This window comes from Stenotrophomonas sp. JAI102, assembly GCF_013409105.1.
GTDB classification, from domain to species: Bacteria; Pseudomonadota; Gammaproteobacteria; order Xanthomonadales; family Xanthomonadaceae; genus Stenotrophomonas; species Stenotrophomonas maltophilia_AA.
Genome location: NZ_JACCCI010000004.1, coordinates 109999 through 130164, shown reverse-complemented (window position 1 = coordinate 130164; position 20166 = coordinate 109999). Strand labels below are relative to the sequence as shown.

Here is a 20166-nt window from a genome sequence, read left to right as displayed (position 1 = left end):
GAGTGCCGACCAACGGTCGGCACCTACCAGTTGCCGGCGCCCGGCACGTGGTGGGCCACGGCGCGGCGGCGCATCAGCAGGTTCAGCCATTCCACCAGCACCGAGAAGCCCATCGCGGCGTAGATGTAGGGCTTGGGCACGTGCACGTCCAGGCCATCGAGGATCAGTACCGCGCCGATCAGCAGGATGAAGGCCAGCGCCAGCATCTTCACGGTCGGGTTGGCGTCGATGAAGCGGCCCAGCGGATTGGCGGCCAGCAGCATGACGGCGACCGACAGCAGGATCGCGGCGACCATCACCGGCACATGTTCGGCGATGCCGACCGCGGTGATGACCGAGTCCAGCGAGAACACGATGTCGATGATGGCGATCTGCGCGATGACCATGCCGAACACGGCCGACGCCTTGGTGGTGGTCGGATCCTCATCCTCGCCGCCGGTGATCAGCTCGCGGATTTCCATGCCGCCCTTGATGATCAGGAACAGGCCACCGACGATCAGCACCAGGTCGCGGATCGAGATGCCCATGCCGGCCACCGTGAACAGGTTGGCCTGCATGTGCGCCAGGTACGCCAGCGACACCAGCAGCAGGATGCGGGTGATGCAGGCCACGGCGATGCCGAGCTTGCGCGCGAACGGACGCCGCGCTTCGGGCAGCTTGCTCACCGCGATCGAGATGAACACCAGGTTGTCGATGCCCAGCACGATTTCAAGTGCGCTCAGGGTAAGCAGGGTCAACCAGACATTGGGGTCGGACAACAACTCAAGAAACATGGACTTCCATCCTTACAGGGGGGATGACGCGGGTGACGCGCCAGAAGTTTTAGGTCAGAAAATCTGCGGCAGCAGGATCAGGGTCCAGCACACCAGTACGTTCATCATCAGCACGAACACGGCGGCCGAGCCCATGTCCTTGGCGCGCCCGGCGAGCTCGTGGAACTCGGCGCCGTAGCGTTCGATCACCGCCTCGATCGCCGAGTTGGCCAGTTCCATGGCCAGCACCAGCAGCAACGAACCGATCATCAGCGCGCGCTCCACCGGGGTCTGGCCGAGCCAGAGCGCCAACGGGGCGAGCACGATCAGCAGGTACACCTCCAGCCGGAACGAGGACTCGTGCAGCCAGGCCGCACGCAGCCCCTGCCACGACCAGACCGCCGCCTTGAAGATGCGCCGGGGGCCGCGCGGCAGGTGCCCGATTTCATCCGCCATGGGCAGGTACCCCGGTCGACAACGCGGGCCGGAACGGCAGGAACAGCACACGGCAGACGGTCATGGGCATCGCTGAATGGGGCAGGCAATCCCTCATTTTGCCATAAGCCGGTCGGGGCATTGTCGAAGGCGGCCAACGCCCGTCCGTGGTAAAGCGCGGCCCGGCGGCAGCTTCTATGATGAACGCCTACCCGTCCGGGCGCCTTCGGTGCCCACCACAGGAGTCGTCCATGCTGCACCGCCGTGCCCGCCCCCTTCTGCTTGCCCTTGCCCTGGGCGCCGCCCTGCCCGCGCTGGCGCGCACGCCGGCCCCTGCCGCGCCGCAGGTGCCGACACAGGTCTCCAACGTGGCCTGGGCCGGTGACATGGCGCAGTTCGCGGCACAGGACGCGGCCAGTCCGCCGCCGCGCGGCGGCATCGAGTTCATCGGCAGCTCGTCGATCCGGATGTGGGAGAGCCTGGCCGCCGATTTCCCGGGCCAGCCGGTGTTCAACCGCGGCTTCGGCGGTTCGGAAGTGCGTGACAGCACCTGGTATGCCGACCGCATCGTGATCCCGTATGCGCCGTGCAAGGTGTTCTTCTACGCCGGCGACAACGACCTCAACAGCGGCCGCAGCCCGGTCCAGGTCCGCGACGACGTGGTGGCCTTCGTCAACCGCGTGCACCGCGACCTGCCGAAGACCACGGTGGAGATCATCTCGATCAAGCCCAGCCCCTCGCGTGCGCAGTTGCTGCCGGCGGTGGTGGAGGCCAACGGGCTGATCAGGAAGGCGCTGGCCACCCTGCCCCACACCGGCTACACCGATGTCTACACGCCGATGCTCGGCGCCGACGGCCAGCCGCGTGCCGCGCTGTTCCGCGAGGACATGCTGCACATGACGCCCGAAGGCTATGCGATCTGGCGGGCCGCGCTGGCGCCCAAGGTGCAGTGCGACTGAGCGCGGCTCAGCGGTAGTGGATCGTGGCCTGCGTGCCCTGCCCGGGCTCGCTGGCCAGGCCGATCTTCCAGCCGAAGCGGTCACACAGCCGGCGCACGATCGACAGCCCCAGCCCGGTGCCCTGCGGGCGGCTGGGCTCGGCGCGATAGAACGGCTCGAAGGCACGGCCCAGCGCTTCGGCGGACATGCCGATCCCCGTATCGCGCACGACCACGCGGTCGGCTTCGACGTCGACGTCGATGCGGCCTTCGTCGGTATAACTGCAGGCGTTGCGCAGCAGGTTGCTGACCACCACCTGCAGCACCCGCGGCGGTGCGTGCAGCATCGCCGGGCCGCTGCTGTGCAGATGGATGTCCACGGGCCGGCCGGCGATCAGCTCGCGGGCGTTGTCCACCTCGTAGCGGACGATCTCGTTGACGTCGAACAGCTCGACCTGCGGCTCGACATCGGCCTCGCGGGCGAGGATCAGGAAGGCATCGATCACCGCCTCCATGTCACGTCCGGCGCGCTGGATGCGCTGCAGGCCGCGGCGCAGGCGCGGGGTCATGTCCTGGTCGCCCAGCGCCATGTCGCTGGCCACGCGGATCACGGTGAGCGGCGTGCGCAGCTCGTGGCTGGCATCGCGGGTGAAGTTGCGCTCGCGCGCGACATGCGCGGTGACCTTGGTCGCCAGCGAGTGCAGCGCGGCCGCCAGCTGGCGGGTCTCGCCCTGCATGTCCGCCGGCAGCTTGGCCGGGGCCAGGTCGGCTGCTTCCGGGTGCCCCGGATCCCAGCGCGAGACGCGCCGGGCCAGCCAGTTGACCGGCGACACCAGGCGTTTGGATGCGCGGTAGGTGATCCACGAGGCGCCATAGACGGCCAGCAGCGTCAGCAGCACCGGCACGATGCCGAACCAGAACGCCAGCATCTCCGCGCGCGAACGCAGGAACACCAGGTACAGGCGGCCTTCCGGGCGCGCATCGACCAGCACCAGCTGGTCGTCGTCCTTGAGCTCATGGAAGCCGGGCGTGAGCGTGCGCAGGTTCGCCGGCAGGCTCAGCGGCGACTGACCTGTCTCGAGCAGGTAGCCGCGGATGTTCTGGGTATTGGGCGGCGGCTGCACCGGCGAGGCCTCGTGCAGTTGCCAGTAGTAGCCGGCCTCTTCCTTCAGTGCGCTGCTGACCAGACTGTGCTTGATCACCAGCGATACCAGCCAGGCACCCAGCAGGATGCCCAGGCTGGCGAGCACGGCTTGGAGGATGAAGACGATACGGATCTTGCGCGGCAGACCGTGCGGCATTACGGGGTCCAGGGCGGTTCGCGGCGATTATAGGAAAGCTTGCCGTGAGTCCATCGTGCAAACCATGACAACGGCCCGGCAAACGCCGGGCCGTCATGCTCCAGAGGGTCCCGGAGGATCGGATCGCTCATGCCGCCCGCAGGCGGCCGAGCGGCGATCGACCGCCCATCAGCTCATCGGCTGGGCGATATCGGCAATACGGTAACCGGCACTCTGCACGGTGTGCAGCAGCGGGCGGTCGAACGGCTTGTCGATGATCTTGCGCAGGTTGTACAGATGGCTGCGCAGGGTGTCCGAGTCGGGCAGGCCATTGCCCCAGATCTCGCGTTCGATTTCCTGGCGGGTCACCACGCGCGGCGATTCGCGCATGAGGATCGTCAGCAGGCGCAGGCCGATCGGCGAGAGCTGCAGTTCGGTCCCGGCACGGGTGGCGCGCATGCTGACCGGATCGAGCACGAGGTCGGCGACCTTGAGCACTTCCGAGCCGACCTGGCGACGCTCGCGGCGGATCAGCGCGCGCAGGCGGGCTTCCAGTTCCTGGATCGCGAACGGCTTGGTCAGGTAGTCATCGGCGCCGAACCCCAGGCCGGTGAGCTTGTCGTCCAGCGTGTCGCGCGCGGTCAGCATCAGCACCGGCGTCGACTTGCGGGCGTCGTTGCGCAGCCGGCGACAGACTTCGATGCCGTCCAGACGCGGCAGCATCAGGTCCAGCACGACCACGTCGTAGCTGTTCTCGGCCGCCAGACGATAACCGTCCAGCCCATCCTGGGCGTAGTCGACTTCGAAGCCGCGCCCTTCCAGGTACTCGCCGATCATCTCGGAAATATTACGGTTGTCTTCGACCACCAGCACCAGGCCGGAGGTCTCCTTTGTCTGACGCATGGGATTCCCTCTTTCTTCAGCTTTGTGAAACATGCCGCATCGCCGGTGGACGCGGCGTGAAGTTCACCGCATACCGATCAGAGCAGGGGTTTGAGCAGCGGCCAGACGTTCTCCAGCACCTGCGGCTGCGCAGCCGCGGTGGGGTGCAACCCGTCGGCCTGCATCAGGTTCGGCTTCAACGCCACGCCTTCCAGCAGGAACGGCAGCAGCGGCACCTTGTACGCCTTGGCCAGTTCCGCATAGGTCTGGCGCAGGCGCTGGCGGTAGGCCGGGCCGTAATTGGGCGGCACGTCGATGCCCAGCAGCAGCACCTTGGCCCCGGCCTTCTGGCTGGCCACGATCATCTTTTCCAGGTTGCCGCGCAGCTGGGCCGGGGTCAGCCCGCGCAGGGCATCGTTGCCGCCCAGTTCGATCACCACCACCGAGGGGCGGTGCTTCTCCAGCAGCCCGGGCAGGCGGGTCAGCGCGCCGGCGGTGGTCTCGCCGCTGATGCTGGCATTGATGATCGCCGGCGGGGGCGTGATCTGTTGTTTGACCCGCTGCTGAAGCAGGTTTACCCAGCCCGACGCGGCCGGGATATTGTGGGCGGCACTGAGACTGTCGCCGACCACCAGCACCGCTGCACGGGTGTCCGGACCTTTGGCACAGGCCAGCATCGGCATCAGCAGCAACCATGCCAGCAGCCAGCCCATCGAGGCCGCGCGGCCCCTTCCGTTTGCTTGGTTCATTGGAGAATCCTCATCGACAGCCTGTCCCCCCGCAGCGCGCCCGTCGCCATCGCCGCCCACAACGTGGGCAAGTCCGCACGTGGCCCGGAGGGTGAAGTCCACATACTGGACAACATTGACATGACCGTCCATGAAGGCGAGAGCGTGGCGATCGTCGGCGCTTCAGGTTCGGGCAAGACCACCCTGCTCGGCCTGCTCGCGGGATTGGACCTGCCCAGCCACGGTACGATCGCGCTCGCCGGTGCCGAGCTCAACACGCTCGATGAGGAAGCCCGCGCGCAGCTGCGCGCCCGCGAGGTCGGCTTCGTCTTCCAGAGCTTCCACCTGCTGCCGGCCTTGACCGCCGAAGAAAACATCGCGCTGCCGCTGGAACTGGCCGGCCGCGAGGATGCCGCGCGCGTGCGCGAGGTGCTGGAGCAGGTCGGCCTGGGCCACCGTGCACGCCATTACCCGCGCCAGCTCTCCGGCGGCGAGCAGCAGCGTGTGGCGCTGGCCCGTGCGTTCGTGGCGCGGCCGCGCATCCTGTTCGCCGATGAGCCGACCGGCAGCCTGGACCAGGCCACCGGGCAGCAGATCAGCGACCTGCTGTTCGCGCTCAACGCGACCAGCGATACCACCCTGGTGCTGGTCACCCACGACCTGCGCCTGGCCCAGCGCTGCGAGCGCATCTACCAGCTCGACGGTGGCCGCCTGGCCGACACCGTTGCCGGCGCGGGCGCATGAACGTCGTGCGCCACGCGGCGCGGGCGCTGCGCCGCGAGTTCCTCGCCGGTGACCTGCTGACCGTGTTCGCCGCGCTGGTGCTGGGCGTGGCGGTGATGACCGCGGTCGGGACGCTGGTCAACCGGGTCACGCTGGCATTGACCAGCAGCGCGGCGGAAATGCTCGGCGGCGACCTCGGCCTGAGCGGGCGCGAGGATGTTCCGCAGACCTTCGCCGATGCAGCGCGCGAGCGCGGGCTGGCCACGACGCGCATGGTCAGTTTCCCCAGCGTGCTGTTCCACGGCGATGACAGCCAGATGGCCAACATCAAGGCGGTCGCCGACGGCTATCCGCTGCGTGGCGAACTGCGGGTCAGCCGCACCCTGCACGACAGCGCCAGTGAAACCGCGGGAACGCCGCCGCCAGGCGAAGCGTATGCCGATCCACGGCTGATGCAGGCGCTTGGCCTGCAGGTGGGCGATGCACTGGAGTTCGGTGCGGGCGCGTTGACCGTGACCCGGGTGCTGCAGGCCGAGCCGGACACCTCCGGTGAGCTGATGCAGCTGTCGCCGCCGCTGCTGGTGAACCGCGTCGACGTCGATCGCGCCGGCCTGCTCGGACCCGGCAGCCGCGCGTCCTACCGCATGATGTTCGCGGGCGACCAGGCGCAGATCGAGGCCTTCCGCGAATGGCTCACACCGCAGGCCAAGGGCTACCGCATTGTCGGCATCGCCGACGCCCAGCGCGGTGTACGCGGCGCGTTCGATCTGGCCGGGCGCTTCCTCTCGCTGGCCGCGTTGCTGGCGGTGTTGCTGGCCGGTGTCGCCACCGCACTGGCGGCCAACCGCTTCGCGATGCGACGCATCGACCAGGTCGCGATCCTGCGCTGCCTGGGCGCGCGCCAGCGCGACATCCTCTCGGCGATGGCGCTGCAGCTGGTGATGCTGGCGGTACCGGCGTGCCTGGTCGGCATCGGCCTGGGCATGGCCGCACAGGCCGGGCTGGTGCAGGCACTGGGCGGGTTGATTCCGAACCGCCTGCCGTTGCCGCAGGCCACACCGGCGCTGAGTGGAGCGGGCATCGGACTGGTGCTGCTGCTGGGCTTCGGCCTGCCGCCGCTGCTGCGCCTGCGCAGCGTGCCGCCGATGCGCGTGCTCAACCGCAGCTTCGCCGCGCTGCCGCCGAGTTCCATGCTGGTCTATGCCGCCGCGCTGGCCGCGACCGTGGCACTGACCGTGCAGGCCACCGGCGATGTGAAACTGGCGACGTGGGTGCTGGGTGGGCTGGCGGCGCTGGCGGCCCTCGCCGGTGCGCTCGGCGCGCTGCTGCTGTGGCTGCTGCGTGGGCTGCAGCCTCGCCTGCGCGGGCGCTGGAAGCTGGGCCTGGCCTCGTTGACGCGCCGACGCGGACTCGCGGTGATGCAGTTGGTCGGCCTGTCGCTGTCGCTGTGTGCATTGTTGCTGCTGTCGGTGATCGGCCCGGGGCTGCTGGCGCAGTGGCGCGACCGTCTGCCCACCGATACGCCGAACTACTTCCTGATGAACATCCAGCCCGGGCAGCGCGACGCGGTGCTTGCCACGTTGGGTGGGCTCGGGGTGGTCGCGCCGGGCATCGAGCCGTTCAGTACCGGCCGCCTGCTGGCGGTCAACGACCGGCCGCCGCAGCGGCAGGCGCGCGAGGACAACAGCAACGCGGATGACGATGCCAACCGGCCGGTCAACTTCTCGTGGCGGCACGATTTCCCGCCGGCCAATACGCTGCTCAGCGGAACGTTCTGGAAGGCTGGAAGCACGGCCGCCGAGGCCTCGATCGAGCAGGGTTGGGCCGAGCGCTACGGGATGAAGCTGGGCGATACGGTGACGCTGCAGATGGGCGACCAGGAGCGCAGCTTCACGGTCACCAGCATCCGCAAGGCGGACTGGGATTCGTTCCGGGTCAACTTCTTCCTGCTACTCAACGAAGGCGCGGTGGCCGATGCGCCGTACAACCTGATCACCGCGTTCCATCTGCCGCGCGCGCAGGCGCCGGCACTGGCCGGGCTGACGCGGGAGTATCCGAACATTTCGCTGCTGGATATCGACGGCATCCTGGAGCGGGTGCGCGAAGTGATCAACCGGGTGACGCAGGCGGTGCAGCTGGTGATGGGCTTCAGTCTGCTGGCCGGTCTGCTGGTGTTGCTGGCGGCGTTGCAGGCCACGGCCGGTGAGCGGCGCTACGACAGTGCGGTGCTGCGTACGCTGGGGGCGACGCGCCGTCAGCTGCGCGGTGCGGTGCTGGTGGAGTTTGGTGCGCTCGGCCTGTTGTCGGCGTTGTTGGCCGTGGGCACGGCGGCCCTGCTGGGCAGTGTGGTGGCGCGGCAGGTGTTCGAGCTGACGCTGAGCCCGCCGTGGGTGCCGTTGCTGGTGGGCGGCGCGCTCGGGGTTGGGTTGAGCATGCTGGCCGGCTGGTGGGGTACGCGGCGGATTCTGCATACGCCGCCGGCGTTGGCGCTTCGGGAGGCGTGAGTTTGGGGCGCCGTTGCACTGAAAGCGAAAGCGAAAGCGAGGGCGTCTTGGCGTTCATGGCCTGAAGGCTGGCGGGCAGCCCTGCCCAGGACGCGCCGTAAACCCGTCCCTGGGGGCTCGTGGGCGCCATCCCTGGCGCCCTGACGGTCCTGGGCAGGGCTACCCGCCATCCTTCCCTATGGATGGCTTTGGGCAGAGGGTCGAGCGCCATCGATTGCGTCTGTGTCAGCGCGCGTTTTCTTTCGGTGCTTTTTCCACCCACTGCTGGAAGACGGCGTCGATCTCGGTGTCCGCCACTGTCTTGCCGTCCCGGATGTCCTGGGCCTGGGTGAACAGCGGGATGATCATGGCCATGCCGTCGGGTGTGGTTTTCAGGTGCACGCCTGGTGCGTTGCCGAGAAATCTGTTCCAGCGCTGGCGCACCTTCGCCCAGTAACCGGCGGTGGCCGCCCAGTAATCGTAGGCGGGCCTGAAGTCCACCTCGGTGGTCTTGTTGTACTCGTTGAAGCCGAATTCGCGAGCGATCGGTATTTGGCTGGCGTCGGTGCCGCGCAGGATCTTGGTGTTGAACTGCTCGTGGGTCCAACCGTTCGGTGTGCGCGTGTGCCGGTTGATCACCGCGAGCGCGTTGTAGTCGCTGCGGCGGGTGTATTCGCGGCGCGGCAGGGGGCGCCAGCTGAGGTCGCTGGTCCACGCGGTGATGCCGTTGTCGTAGGTCCAGCGGCCGGTGCCGCAGTAGCGCGGTGCGTCGCTGACTTCATAGACGCATTGGGTCCAGGCGCCGCGGGTGAGCGCTGCGGGAATCGGGCGCACCTGCCAGGTCTGGTCGGCGCTGAACTCGAACCGGTCCGGTGCCTGGTATACCCAGTCCTGGCGCCAGTGCTTGGTGACGTGGCCACTCTTGGGTTCGACCAGCAGGTGCTGCAGCACCACCCGCGTCGGAGTGTCTTCGACCACGATCACCACTTCGTTGCCGCCGGTGCGCACGGCCGGCGCGCGTTCGTAACCAGGGGCTAGCAGGACGGTTTCGTCGAAGGCGAAATCGACGGTGTATTCGCCCTGCATCGCCAGGATGCTGGTGTGGTCGCGCGCAGGGTCGGCCGGCACGGCATGCGCACTGGCGGTGAGCGCGAGCAGCAGCCCTGCGAGGGCGAGCGAGTGCGCCATTACAGCTGGATCACCGGCATGCCATCGGCGGTCCACGGTCCGCCGCGGCGGGCGGCGGTGGCGCAGCAGCAGTCATCGACCCAGAGCTCGCCTTCGGCGCCTTCCACGTTGCCGATCCGGCGCGCGGTGGTGGCGCCCAGCGACGACAACGAGGCCAGGCTGGCGGCGAGTTCGCGGCCTTCGCCCACCTGCAGGCGCAGCGCGCACATGCGCCAGGCGTCGTTGCCCAGGCGCACCGCGAGGCGGCGCCACAGACGTTCGGCGACACCCGCGTCGTTGACCGGTTCGGACCGTGCGGGGAACGCGGAGACCAGGCGGTCCCAGGCGAGGAAGTCGCTGTCCGGCAGCAGATACAGGCGCCAGCAGCAGCGTCCGCGGGCATCGACGAAGCACAGGCTTTCGCGGATGCCGTCGCTGTCCATGCCCTGGCAGGCATGCGCGGAGACGGCGTGTTTCCAGCCACCGAGTTCACTGCTGTCAGGACGGTACAGGCACAGCACGGTCCCCAGCGAGGCCAGCTGCGTGGCCGAGGGTAGACCGGCGATGGGATGGCGGCCCGGTGGGCGGCCGACGGAGAGGGCGCGGCTCATGGCGATCTACCTGCAATCGGCGGTTGCGGGGGAGACCCTCGACCCACGCCGGCGACCGGAGTCGACGGCGGAGTGTCGAGGGGGAGAGAGCTGGGACCATGGCGAGCCGCGGGGGGAGGTGCGCGACCCGCATGGAGGTGGAGCATCGTCGGTGACCGCTGAAGCAGCCGGCCAGCGGCCGGCACTACCGGAGTCGGCTAACGGACGGCAGTACTGCAGTCGGCCAGCGGGCCGGCGTTACTTCGTCAGAATGAGCTTGTCGTTGCTGGTATGGCGCAGGCGATAGAACCGGTCGCCGTGCTGGATCAGGATTTCGCGACGTCCCTTGAGCAGGGCTTCGCTGTCGATCACTTCTTCCGGCGGGACCACGCGGACCGGACGGTCGCGGAGGGTCAGCGTTTCGGGGCGCAGCAGTACAGCAGCTTGAGTGTTCATCGTCTGGACTCGTTGCGAGGGGCGAGTCAAATGATAATGATTCTCAGTTGACAATCAACAACCATTCTCACTTTGATAGATGGCATTAATGATCGAACGCCAAATATCAATAGATTTTGTCAATCCCACTAGGGGGAGCGTGCCGTTTCAGGGGGGTTGGGGAGCTGGGGAGCTGGGGAGCCGGCCAGCGGCCGGCACTACCCTTCCACATGCTGGCTACCTCGATGTCCTGCCGCACCCGGACCGGTAGTGCCGGCCGCTGGCCGGCTCCCCCACATCCAACCCGACCCGATCAACCAAACACCGCGTCCACCTGCTGCCAGACGCCCTCATCCAACTGTTCGAACATGGCCAGCGCCCCCAGGTTCTCTTCCAGCTGGCTGACCCGGCTGGCGCCGAGGATCACGCTGGACACATTGGGGTTGCGCAGGCACCAGGCGATCGCCAGCTGCGCCGGGGAAACACCGAGCTGCGCGGCCAGTGCGGTATAGCGGCGCACCCGTTCCATGCGGTCGCTGCCGTCGTCGAGCACCTGCGTCCTCAGCCAGCCCAGCTGTTCCTGGCCCAGCCGGGACTGCGGGTCGATCCCCGCGTTGTACTTGCCGGTCAGGAGGCCGGAGGCCAGCGGCGACCAGATCGTGGTGCCCAGGCCGGCCTCCGCGTACAGCGGGGCGTATTCGCGCTCGACCCGCTCACGGTGCAGCAGGTTGTACTGCGGCTGCTCCATCGAGGGCGCATGCAGGTTGCGCGCGCGGGCGATGTCCACCGCCTCCTGGATCTGCGCGGCCGACCACTCCGAGGTGCCCCAGTACAGCACCTTGCCCTGGCGGATCAGGGTATCCATCGCCTGCACGGTCTCGGCGATCAGGGTGTCCGGATCCGGGCGATGGCAGTAATAAAGGTCCAGGTACTCCACCCGCAGGCGCTTGAGCGCAGCATGGCAGGCGTCGGTCACGTGCTTGCGCGACAGGCCGTGCTGGGTCGGGCGCGGGTCGTCGACGGCACCGAAGAACACCTTGCTGGAGACGCAGAAGCCATCGCGCGGCAGGCGCAGGTCGGCGATCACATCCCCCATCACCTGCTCGGCGCGACCGCGGGCATAGCCCTCGGCGTTGTCGAAGAAGTTGACCCCGGCATCCCAGGCGGTGGCGATCAGTTTGCGGGCCTCGTCGCGGCCGATCTGATCGCCGAAGGTCACCCAGGCCCCGAAGGACAGGGCCGAGAGCTTCAGGCCGGTGGAGCCAAGACGGCGATAGAGCATGTGCTTCTCCTGCTGCGGGCCCGCGACCGGGCCGGATCGATACCGGTAAGTGTAGAGGGTGGCGCGCAGCGCGCGCAGGCCGGACCCCCTGATCTCACGGGCCATGACACGCTCTGTGGAAATCGAGCCATGCCTTGCCGATACTGGCCCGATCACGACCGATCGGCTCGCGGACGCTGCTTTTCCTTGCCCCGCCCTTGCCGCTGCTCTAGGCTTCCCGTTTTTCGCGGCGCCCCAAAGGGAAGTCTCATGGTCGAAGGTTTGGGCAGGATTGGCTTCGGCCTGTTCGGGTTGGCAGTGCTGATCGGCATTGCCTGGTTGTTCTCGAACAACAAGCGGGCTGTCGACTGGCGCCTGATCGTCACCGGTATCGCCCTGCAGATCGCCTTCGCGGCGGTGGTGCTGCTGGTGCCCGGTGGCCGCGAGGTGTTCGATGCGCTGGGCAAGGGCTTCGTCAAGATCCTCGAGTTCGTCAATGCGGGCTCGATCTTCATCTTCGGCAGCCTGATGGACACCAAGCGGTTCGGCTTCATCTTCGCCTTCCAGGTGCTGCCGACCATCATCTTCTTCTCGGCGCTGATGGGGGTCATGTACCACCTCAACGTGATGCAGGCGATCGTGCGCGCCATGGCCTGGTCGATCACCAAGATCATGCGCGTGTCCGGTGCGGAAACCACCAGCGTCTGTGCCAGCGTTTTCATCGGCCAGACCGAGGCGCCGCTGACCGTGCGCCCGTACATCGCCAAGATGACCCAGTCCGAACTGCTCACCATGATGATCGGCGGCATGGCGCACATCGCCGGCGGCGTGCTGGCCGCCTACGTGGGCATGCTCGGCGGCGACGATCCGGTGCAGAAAGCCTATTTCGCCAAGCACCTGCTGGCCGCCAGCATCATGGCCGCCCCGGCCACCCTGGTGGTGGCCAAGCTGCTGGTGCCTGAAACCGGCACCCCGCTGACCCGCGGCACGGTCAAGATGGAAGTGGAGAAGACCTCCAGCAACATCATCGACGCGGCCGCAGCTGGCGCCGGCGACGGCCTCAAGCTGGCGCTGAACATCGGCGCGATGCTGCTGGCCTTCATCGCGCTGATCGCCCTGGTCAATGCTCCGCTCACCTGGTTGGGCGAGATCAGCGGCCTGCAGGCGATGATCGGTCGCCCGACCGACCTGTCGACCATCTTCGGCTACGTGCTGGCCCCGATCGCCTGGGTGATCGGTACCCCGTGGGTCGATGCCACCACCGTGGGCTCGCTGATCGGCCAGAAGGTCGTCATCAACGAATTCGTGGCGTACTCGAAGTTGTCGGAAATCGTCAACGGCCGGGTGCCGGGCGTGACCCTGTCCGACGAGGGCCGCCTGATCGCGACCTACGCGCTGTGCGGTTTTGCCAACTTCAGCTCCATCGCGATCCAGATCGGTGGTATTGGTGGCCTGGCCCCGGAGCGTCGCCACGATCTGGCCAAGTTCGGCCTGCGTGCAGTGCTCGGCGGTACCATTGCCACCTTCATGACGGCGACCATCGCCGGCGTGCTGACGCATTTCAGCTGATATCCGTTCCCTGAGAAACAGTCTTTATGAGTAGCAGTGTCGTCGTAATCGGTTCCTTCAATGTGGATCATGTCTGGCGTTGTGAGTCGCTCCCGGCCCCGGGTGCGACCATTGCCGGCCGCTACAGCACCGGTCCCGGCGGCAAGGGCTTCAACCAGGCCGTGGCCGCCCGCCGTGCCGGCGCGCCGACCACGTTCCTGTGCGCGCTGGGCGATGACGCCGGCGGTGCGATGGCCCGCGGGCTGGCCGAGCAGGACGGCTTCGCGCTGACCGCCGAGGCCAGCAGCGAGCCGACCGGCACCGGCGGCATCTATGTCGACAGCCGCGGCCGCAACACCATCGTGATCGGCCCGGGTGCCAACGCGGCGCTGAGCCTGGACTTCGTCGAACAGCAGCGCGCGCTGCTGGCCGGCGCCAAGGTGGTGCTGGCACAGCTGGAATCGCCGGTGGAAACCATCGAGGCCGCCCTGGCGATCGCGCGTGAGGCCGGTGCCACCACCGTGCTCAACGTGGCCCCTGCCGATGCGCCGTCCAGCATCGGCCTGCTCAAGCTGGCCGACGTGCTGACCCCGAACGAGACCGAGTTCGCCGCCCTGCTCGGCCGTCATGTCGGCGAGCGCGTGGAGGCCAACGACGTCGCCGCGCTGGATGGCGCCAGCCTGCATGCGCTGTGCCGCAAGCTGGTCGGCAACGGCACCGTGGTGGTGACGCTGGGTTCGGTCGGGGTGTTCGTTTCGCACGCCGAAGAGAACCTGCGTGGCGACACCCAGCCGTACTACCGCGTGGGCGCCGAGCAGGTGCAGGTGCTGGACACCACCGGTGCGGGCGATGCGTTCAACGGCGCCCTGGTCGCTTCGATCGCGCAGGACCCGGAGGCGGCGTTTGCCCGCCATGTGCGCTTCGCCAACCAGTTCGCGGGCCGTTCGACCGAGAAGGAAGGCGCCGCCGCGGCGATGCCGCACTTCACCCCGGCCGACGCCGAAAACAAGTAAGCGTCACCCGTGTGGATACCGAGAGGCCAGCGTTCGCGCTGGCCTTTTTTTGGTTCTTCTCCCATCTGCATGAAAGCAAGAAACGCCCTCTGAGTCTCTCCAGGCGCGGCGGCGGGCAGATCGAGCGCTGGCGCACGATGCCCTTGCCGGCGAATGTCCCCCGGCGTCGGCCTGCGGCCGACCCCTCCTCCTTTATTTCGCCCACAAGGGCATCGCGCCCCACGTATCCAGACCACTGGCGCTGCATGGAAAGCGCCGGTTTTCCTTCTGCCTGCCGCGAGCCGGAGCCCCGTAGCGGCCGGTAGGCCCCTGGGCAAAATCAAGGAGGAGGCCGTCGCCGCCAGGCGGCGGCCGGGGGACATTTGCCGAGGGGCCTACCGGTCGCTACGGGGCCCTTGATCTCGCGGAACGCCCCAACGACATCGGCATGCATCGCGTGATCCACAGCGCCAGCGCGCCCACCAGGAGTCCGGCAAGTACGTCCAGCAGATCGTGCTGCCAGGTGGTGAGCGTCGAGAGCAGGATCAGCCCACAGGCGCCGTGCCACAGCCAGCGCAGTGCCGTCGCATCGTCCTGCAGCCACTGCCGCCATGCCTGCCAGACCACCACCAATACCGCCGCATGCAGCGACGGCGCCATGTTGAACGGCGCCTCGAACGCGCGCAGCTGTGCGAACAACAGCCCGCTCACCCCATCCGGCTGCGGCAAAACACGGACGTTGCCGGTCGGCCAGCACACGAAGGCGAGCATGCAGGCGGCCTGCACCAGCGCGATGGCCAGCGCATGGCGGCGCAGGGCCGATCGGGTCGGGCAGAGGAAGAACGTCAGCGGGTACAGCAGGTTCAGCGCCAGGTAGGGCCAGATCGACCACGCCCAGAACGGCATCGCCTCGTCCCAGCGACCGTGCAGGCTGTAGGTCTGCGCCTGGCTGGCGGCCCAGTGGTTGGTCCAGCTGTAGCCATGGATGAACATCGCGCCGAGCAGGAGCATCCACAGCATGGCCTCGCGCCAGGGCGGCTGGGGGACCGAAGGGTTGGCATGAGGTGGGCGGGACACGCGCGCACCCTAGCAGAACGTGGCACGCCGGTTTGCCGCTATCCTTGCGCTTTCGCGGATACAGGGACTGTACGCAGTGGCAGCAGCAGGCAGTCAGCAACACGCAGGCCCGCACGCGGACGCACCGCGCTGGACGCGCAATCCGGCCTGGGCCGTGTTCTCGCAGACCCATGCGCAGCGCCCGCTGCTGCTGGTCTCCGGTGGCGCCGACGAGCTCTACGTGGTCGATGAGGCGGATACGCCGACGGTCGTCGAACGAATCCTCGGCCACTGGCAGGACGACACGCTGGCGATACTCGAGGACGATCCCGACTGTGGCCCGGCGGTCCGCCAGCTGATACGCCTCGGCGTACTGGTGCCACTGCAGGCGGTGCGCAGCGTGCGCCGCTATGCACTCGATTGGCTTGGCGACCCCCTGCCCGGATTGGCCGACGCCTTCGACCAGCATGCCAGCGCGGATCTGCAGCGCGTGGATGCCGTCGCCGATGCCGATCTGCTGGTCCTGGTCCGGCATGGGCTCGGCTGGGAACAGGCCCTCACCCGTTACCGCGCACGCATGCCGGCACAGCCGCATCTGCTGCTCGACCTCAGCTATCACCACACGCTCGCGCTCGGGCCGTATGTGGTGCCTGGCCAGAGCGCCTGCGTGTATTGCCTGGGCAACCGGGTGCTGCGCCGCTGGGGCGACGCCGTGGTGCCGGCGCTGCCTGCCGTCGCGACGCAGCCGGCGCGGATCGCGGCGCTGGTCGCCCCCTTGCTGGATCAGCCCCACCTGTTGCTGGGCTATCTCGAACGCAGCGTCTGGCTCGACCTGCATCGCCTGCATGGGGAACGCGACCGGGTGCTGCGGCTGCCGTGGTGTCCCGCCTGCCAGGGCGGCGAGGCGGCGCTGCCGGCACCGCTGCCGCTGCCTTGGGACGCCGCGCGCCCGTGATAATGTGCCTCCCGCGCCGGGCGTTTCCGCCTCGGTCAAGGGAGTGACCCGATGTATCGCCTGCCGACCCAGTTCGATGCCAGTGCCTCGCGCCAGGACCTTGCCGCCGCAGGCGGCGGCTCGACCTCGACCACCTGCAGTTCCTGCGTCGTCACCCTGCTCGGCACCTCGGTGCTGTCGGCGGTGGTGCTCGGCAGGCTGGACCCCGTTGCGCCTGCCGCCAACAGCAGCGACGGGCACGCCACGGCCGTTCCCGTCGATACCGGCACCGGTGTTCGCGCGCCACAGCCTCCCCCGTTGCCGGAGCCGCCGCTTGCTGCGGAGCCGGACCGTCCGGAGACAGCTTCAGGGTCAGCGTCAGCCACACCTACAGTGCCGACGGCCGGTCTGAGTCGCACGAGCCGGGTGCTGCTGGGCCTGTTCGCCTTGCCGCTGGCCGCGATCGGCGGCGGCATTTTCATGAGCACCTCCAACCCGATCTTCGGGCTGTTCGTCGCCGTCGGGCTGTATCTCGGCATCTATGCCCTCGTCTACGAACGCGCGGGGCGCTCGCTCGGGCGCGGCATCGGCATCGCCATCGGGCTGCTGCTGGGCCTGTTCGCGGTCGGCGCGCTCGAGATGATGCTCTGGCTGAGCGTGTTGAAATGAGCCGCGCCGCCGTGCAGGCGGCGGCGCTGGAAACACCCACGCTGTCGTCGCACCTGCTGCATGGCGCGGCGCGTCCGCGCTGCGGTCTGGTGCGCCCGGCCCAGCCGATCGAGGCCAATCCCTGCGATGCCACCGGGCCTCTGTTCGAGGGACGGCGCGTGCACAATGCCGCCACCCCGGCCGACCCGGCCAATCCCTGGCAGGGTGTCTCGGGCGCGGTCGCGCTGGACGCCGATGCGGCCGCTGATGGGGCGGTCGCCGAGGCCCTGGAGCGACTGGCGGCGGCGCAGGCGGGCCTGGAAGTGCGGCGCCGCGATGCGCTGACGCCCGCGCAACGCCTGGACGAATCGGCCTTCGCGCTGTTCTCGGCCGACCAACGCGCAACGCCGGGCTTCCCGTGGCCGATGCCCGAACGCGGGGACGATCTGTTCGCAGCGGTGCATGCGCTGGATGACAACCGGATGGCCTGGGTGCCGCAGGAACTGGTCGGACTGGGGCCGCGCAGCGGCCAGGCGCGATTGCCGTCGACGTCCAGTGGCCTGGCGGCCTGGCGCGATGGCCGCGATGGCGCTTGGCTGGCGCTGCTGCGCGCGGCCCAGGAGCTGCTGGAGCGCGATGCGCTGGCGGTGACCTGGCTCAACGGCGTGGCCGGCCGGAGAATCGCGCTGCCCGCCCAATGGCAAGCATTCGTGGACGCGCGCGGGGGCGAACTGCAGGCCTTCGACCTGACCCAGCACTGGAACCCGCACCCGGTGGTCGCGGTCGCGGGCGGCATCCCGTTCGAAGGCCGCGCCCGGCACGTCCTCGGCATCGCCTGCCGTGCCGATCCGGGTGAGGCGCTGCACAAGGCGCTGCTGGAATGGCAGCAGGCGCTGACCTTCGCCGCGCATCTGTGTGGCCGCGAAAGCGCGCGGCTTCCGCGTGAACCGGCCGCGCTGCGCAGCTTCGACGAACATGCCGCGTTCTACACCCTGCGCCCGGACCTGTGGCCGCAGTTGCCGCTGCTGCGGGAGGCGGGCGACAGCACGTTGCAGCTGCCGCCGCCGGGCGCGGCAATCCGGCCCGCCGCGCCGCGCGCCATCGCCGAGCTCGATCTGCTGCGGCGCCGGCTGGGCCGTGCCGGCATCGCGCTGTACTACCGCGAGCTGACCACCGCCGATGTGGCCGCGGCCGGCCTGCGGGTGCTGCGGGTGCTGTCGCCGCAGCTCAGCGGCCTGCATGCCGACGAGCGTGCGCCGTTCCTCGGCGGCCGTTGCCAGGACGTGGCCTGGCGGTATCCCGGCGTGCCGCACAGCGGCGCGTTTCCGAACCCTTTCCCGCATCCATTGGGCTGATCCCCGAGGACCGCATGCCGTCACCGCCTTCCCCCTGGCAGGATGCCCCGCTGTTCCATCTGTTCTGGCACAACGGCGAGCTCAATCCCGCGCGTGCTGAAGTGATGCGCGCGCGCATCGCCGAGGATGCCGCACGCGCCTGGTCACCGCCGCGGCCGGTGCATGCCGCGGCCGGCATCGCCCTGCCCGACCCGGTACATCCCGGCGATGCCTTGGCGCAGCGCCACAGTGGCCGTCGTTTCGGTGACGCACGCTGGGGGGCACAGGAACTGGGGCGCGTGCTGGCCCCGCTGCGGGCGCGGCCCGGCGACAGTGACACGCGGCGCCTGCCGTCCGGCGGGGCCAAATACCCGATCCAGGCGTATGCCGCGCTGTTCGGCACCGATGACGCGATCGCCGTAGCGCCTGGCATCCATTGGTACGACCCGATCGGGCATGCGCTGGTGCCGGTGGGGCCCTGCCCGGCATGGCCGGCGCTGTCCAGGCTGCTCGGCGTGGACTGGCCGGAGCGGCCGGCGGCCGTGCTGTTCCTGATCGCCGAACCGGCCGGCACGCTGGCCAAATACGGCGAGCGCGGTGGCCGCTTCGTGTTGATCGAGGCCGGGGTCTGGCTGGGGGCGCTCGGGCAGGAAGTGGCGGCGATGCATGCCGCCGGCTGCGCGATCTGCTCGTTCGAGGACGCCGCCGTGCTGGCCCTGCTCGGGCTGGACCCGCAGCGGCATCTGGCCGTGCTGGCCTATGCCTGTGGTCCAGCGCCCTGAGCGCGACCGTGGGTCGGTACGTATTCGCGCATGACCGCGACCGGTAACCGGTCAGCATCCGCCGCCGCTGGGGGCGGCGGAAGCCATCGTCAAGCATATGCTCATGACCGGAGCGCATCAGGCCCTTCCGGATCGGCCTGAACAGGTATCGGTACCTGCGTGGTTGCCGGCCAGCGGCCGGCACTACAATGCGCACATGCAGATTGGCCCCTACAACATCCAGCCCAACGTGGTGCTGGCGCCGATGGCCGGTGTCACCGACAAGCCCTTCCGCCTGCTGTGCAAACGGCTGGGCGCGGGTCTGGCTGCCTCGGAGATGACCATCTCCGATCCGCGCTTCTGGAACACCCGCAAATCGCTCCACCGCATGGACCATGCCGGCGAGCCGGACCCGATCAGCGTGCAGATCGCCGGTACCGAGCCGCAGCAGCTGGCCGAGGCGGCGCGCTACAACGTGGACCACGGCGCGCAGATCATCGACATCAACATGGGCTGCCCGGCGAAGAAGGTCTGCAACGCCTGGGCCGGCTCGGCCCTGATGCGCGATGAAGACCTGGTCGCGCGCATCCTCACCGCCGTGGTCAACGCGGTGGACGTGCCGGTCACGCTGAAGATCCGCACCGGCTGGGATTGCGATCACCGCAATGGCCCGCTGATCGCGCGCATCGCCGAAGACAGCGGCATCGCCGCGCTGGCCGTGCATGGCCGTACCCGCGACCAGCACTACACCGGCACCGCCGAATACGAAACCATCGCCGCGATCAAGGCCGCGCTGCGCATTCCGGTGATCGCCAACGGCGACATCGATTCACCGCAGAAAGCCGCGCAGGTGCTGAAGCAGACGGGCGTGGACGCGGTGATGATCGGCCGTGCCGCCCAGGGGCGCCCGTGGATCTTCCGCGAGGTGGCGCACTACCTGGCCACCGGCGCGCTGCTGGCGCCGCCCTCGATCGCCGAGGTACGCGACCTGCTGCTGGGGCACCTGCACGCACTGCATGATTTCTACGGCGAGCAGCAGGGCGTGCGCATCGCGCGCAAGCACCTGGGCTGGTACGCCAAGGACCGGCCGGAAAACGCCGCCTTCCGTGCGGTGGTCAACCGCGCCGAGGACGCCGCCAGCCAGGTCGCCCTGACCACCGACTATTTCGATGCCCTCGCTGCCGGCGAGCCGTTGTCGTCCGCTGCCTGAGCCTTCCGAC

Annotated in this window: 20 protein-coding genes; 10 read left to right on the top strand and 10 right to left on the bottom strand. The window is 68.7% G+C overall.

The genetic code is table 11. The annotated features are described in order from the left end of the window. Positions 1-23 precede the first annotated feature (23 nt). The gene (locus HDC96_RS15575) at positions 24-773 is read right to left on the bottom strand and encodes a TerC family protein (RefSeq protein ID WP_123728386.1); all 750 of its coding nucleotides are present in this window, start codon (positions 771-773) and stop codon (positions 24-26) included. A 54-nt stretch (positions 774-827) separates the two neighbouring features. Continuing rightward, positions 828-1208 (bottom strand): diacylglycerol kinase, encoded by a 381-nt coding sequence (locus HDC96_RS15570; RefSeq protein WP_179460797.1) that lies wholly within the window; start codon positions 1206-1208, stop codon positions 828-830. 230 nt (positions 1209-1438) lie between these two features. Here HDC96_RS15570 and HDC96_RS15565 point away from each other — a divergent pair, with 230 nt between their 5' ends. Continuing rightward, entirely contained in the window at positions 1439-2146 is a 708-nt protein-coding gene (locus tag HDC96_RS15565; RefSeq protein WP_179460796.1) for an SGNH/GDSL hydrolase family protein, read from the top strand. 7 nt (positions 2147-2153) lie between these two features. Here HDC96_RS15565 and HDC96_RS15560 read toward each other — a convergent pair whose 3' ends face one another. The 3 genes from HDC96_RS15560 to HDC96_RS15550 form a co-directional block, all read right to left on the bottom strand. Next, complete coding sequence (locus tag HDC96_RS15560) at positions 2154-3425, bottom strand: HAMP domain-containing sensor histidine kinase (protein ID WP_179460795.1); 1272 nt, start codon at positions 3423-3425, stop codon at positions 2154-2156. Positions 3426-3593: 168 nt separating this feature from the next. Beyond that, positions 3594-4307, bottom strand: coding sequence for a response regulator transcription factor (locus tag HDC96_RS15555; protein WP_019182442.1), 714 nt, complete (start codon positions 4305-4307; stop codon positions 3594-3596). 77 nt (positions 4308-4384) lie between these two features. Continuing rightward, the gene (locus HDC96_RS15550) at positions 4385-5035 is read right to left on the bottom strand and encodes an arylesterase (protein ID WP_176990358.1); all 651 of its coding nucleotides are present in this window, start codon (positions 5033-5035) and stop codon (positions 4385-4387) included. 120 nt (positions 5036-5155) lie between these two features. Between HDC96_RS15550 and HDC96_RS15545 the strand changes: the two genes are divergently transcribed. Together HDC96_RS15545 and HDC96_RS15540 are read left to right on the top strand one after the other, a co-directional pair. Beyond that, on the top strand, positions 5156-5758 hold the full coding sequence (locus HDC96_RS15545) for an ATP-binding cassette domain-containing protein (protein ID WP_179460794.1): 603 nt from the start codon (positions 5156-5158) through the stop codon (positions 5756-5758). Next, the gene (locus tag HDC96_RS15540; RefSeq protein WP_179460793.1) at positions 5755-8241 is read left to right on the top strand and encodes an FtsX-like permease family protein; all 2487 of its coding nucleotides are present in this window, start codon (positions 5755-5757) and stop codon (positions 8239-8241) included. The genes HDC96_RS15545 and HDC96_RS15540 overlap by 4 nt, the downstream gene beginning before the upstream one ends. A 225-nt stretch (positions 8242-8466) precedes the next feature. On the opposite strand, the gene HDC96_RS15535 is transcribed toward HDC96_RS15540, so the two are convergent. The 4 genes from HDC96_RS15535 to HDC96_RS15520 form a co-directional block, all read right to left on the bottom strand. Next, positions 8467-9408 (bottom strand): DUF6607 family protein, encoded by a 942-nt coding sequence (locus HDC96_RS15535; protein ID WP_179460792.1) that lies wholly within the window; start codon positions 9406-9408, stop codon positions 8467-8469. After that, positions 9408-9998: a Hemin transport protein gene (locus HDC96_RS15530; RefSeq protein WP_179460791.1), complete on the bottom strand. Its 591-nt coding sequence runs from the start codon at positions 9996-9998 to the stop codon at positions 9408-9410. Before HDC96_RS15530 ends, HDC96_RS15535 begins: the two co-directional genes overlap by 1 nt. A 237-nt stretch (positions 9999-10235) precedes the next feature. Beyond that, positions 10236-10433: a hemin uptake protein HemP gene (locus tag HDC96_RS15525; protein WP_019182448.1), complete on the bottom strand. Its 198-nt coding sequence runs from the start codon at positions 10431-10433 to the stop codon at positions 10236-10238. 292 nt (positions 10434-10725) lie between these two features. Then, a complete protein-coding gene (locus HDC96_RS15520) occupies positions 10726-11694 on the bottom strand; it encodes an aldo/keto reductase (RefSeq protein WP_179460995.1) in 969 nt (322 codons plus the stop codon). Positions 11695-11943: 249 nt separating this feature from the next. Between HDC96_RS15520 and HDC96_RS15515 the strand changes: the two genes are divergently transcribed. Together HDC96_RS15515 and HDC96_RS15510 are read left to right on the top strand one after the other, a co-directional pair. Then, on the top strand, positions 11944-13242 hold the full coding sequence (locus tag HDC96_RS15515) for a nucleoside transporter C-terminal domain-containing protein (protein ID WP_179460790.1): 1299 nt from the start codon (positions 11944-11946) through the stop codon (positions 13240-13242). A 26-nt stretch (positions 13243-13268) separates the two neighbouring features. After that, positions 13269-14234, top strand: coding sequence for a ribokinase (locus tag HDC96_RS15510; RefSeq protein ID WP_176990365.1), 966 nt, complete (start codon positions 13269-13271; stop codon positions 14232-14234). Positions 14235-14618: 384 nt separating this feature from the next. Here HDC96_RS15510 and HDC96_RS15505 read toward each other — a convergent pair whose 3' ends face one another. Beyond that, positions 14619-15233 carry a phosphatase PAP2 family protein gene (locus HDC96_RS15505; protein ID WP_179460789.1) on the bottom strand — a complete coding sequence of 205 codons (615 nt, stop codon included), beginning with the start codon at positions 15231-15233 and terminating at the stop codon, positions 14619-14621. Positions 15234-15366: 133 nt separating this feature from the next. Between HDC96_RS15505 and HDC96_RS15500 the strand changes: the two genes are divergently transcribed. From HDC96_RS15500 to dusB, 5 genes are all read left to right on the top strand, one after another. Next, positions 15367-16224, top strand: a complete 858-nt coding sequence (locus HDC96_RS15500) for a hypothetical protein (RefSeq protein WP_179460788.1) — start codon at positions 15367-15369, stop codon at positions 16222-16224. A 51-nt stretch (positions 16225-16275) separates the two neighbouring features. Beyond that, positions 16276-16872 (top strand): hypothetical protein, encoded by a 597-nt coding sequence (locus HDC96_RS15495; RefSeq protein WP_179460787.1) that lies wholly within the window; start codon positions 16276-16278, stop codon positions 16870-16872. Next, positions 16869-18206 carry a YcaO-like family protein gene (locus HDC96_RS15490; protein ID WP_179460786.1) on the top strand — a complete coding sequence of 446 codons (1338 nt, stop codon included), beginning with the start codon at positions 16869-16871 and terminating at the stop codon, positions 18204-18206. The genes HDC96_RS15495 and HDC96_RS15490 overlap by 4 nt, the downstream gene beginning before the upstream one ends. 14 nt (positions 18207-18220) lie before the next feature. Then, the gene (locus tag HDC96_RS15485; RefSeq protein WP_179460785.1) at positions 18221-18967 is read left to right on the top strand and encodes a SagB/ThcOx family dehydrogenase; all 747 of its coding nucleotides are present in this window, start codon (positions 18221-18223) and stop codon (positions 18965-18967) included. Positions 18968-19163: 196 nt separating this feature from the next. Then, the gene (dusB, locus tag HDC96_RS15480; RefSeq protein ID WP_179460784.1) at positions 19164-20156 is read left to right on the top strand and encodes a tRNA dihydrouridine synthase DusB; all 993 of its coding nucleotides are present in this window, start codon (positions 19164-19166) and stop codon (positions 20154-20156) included. Positions 20157-20166 lie beyond the last annotated feature (10 nt).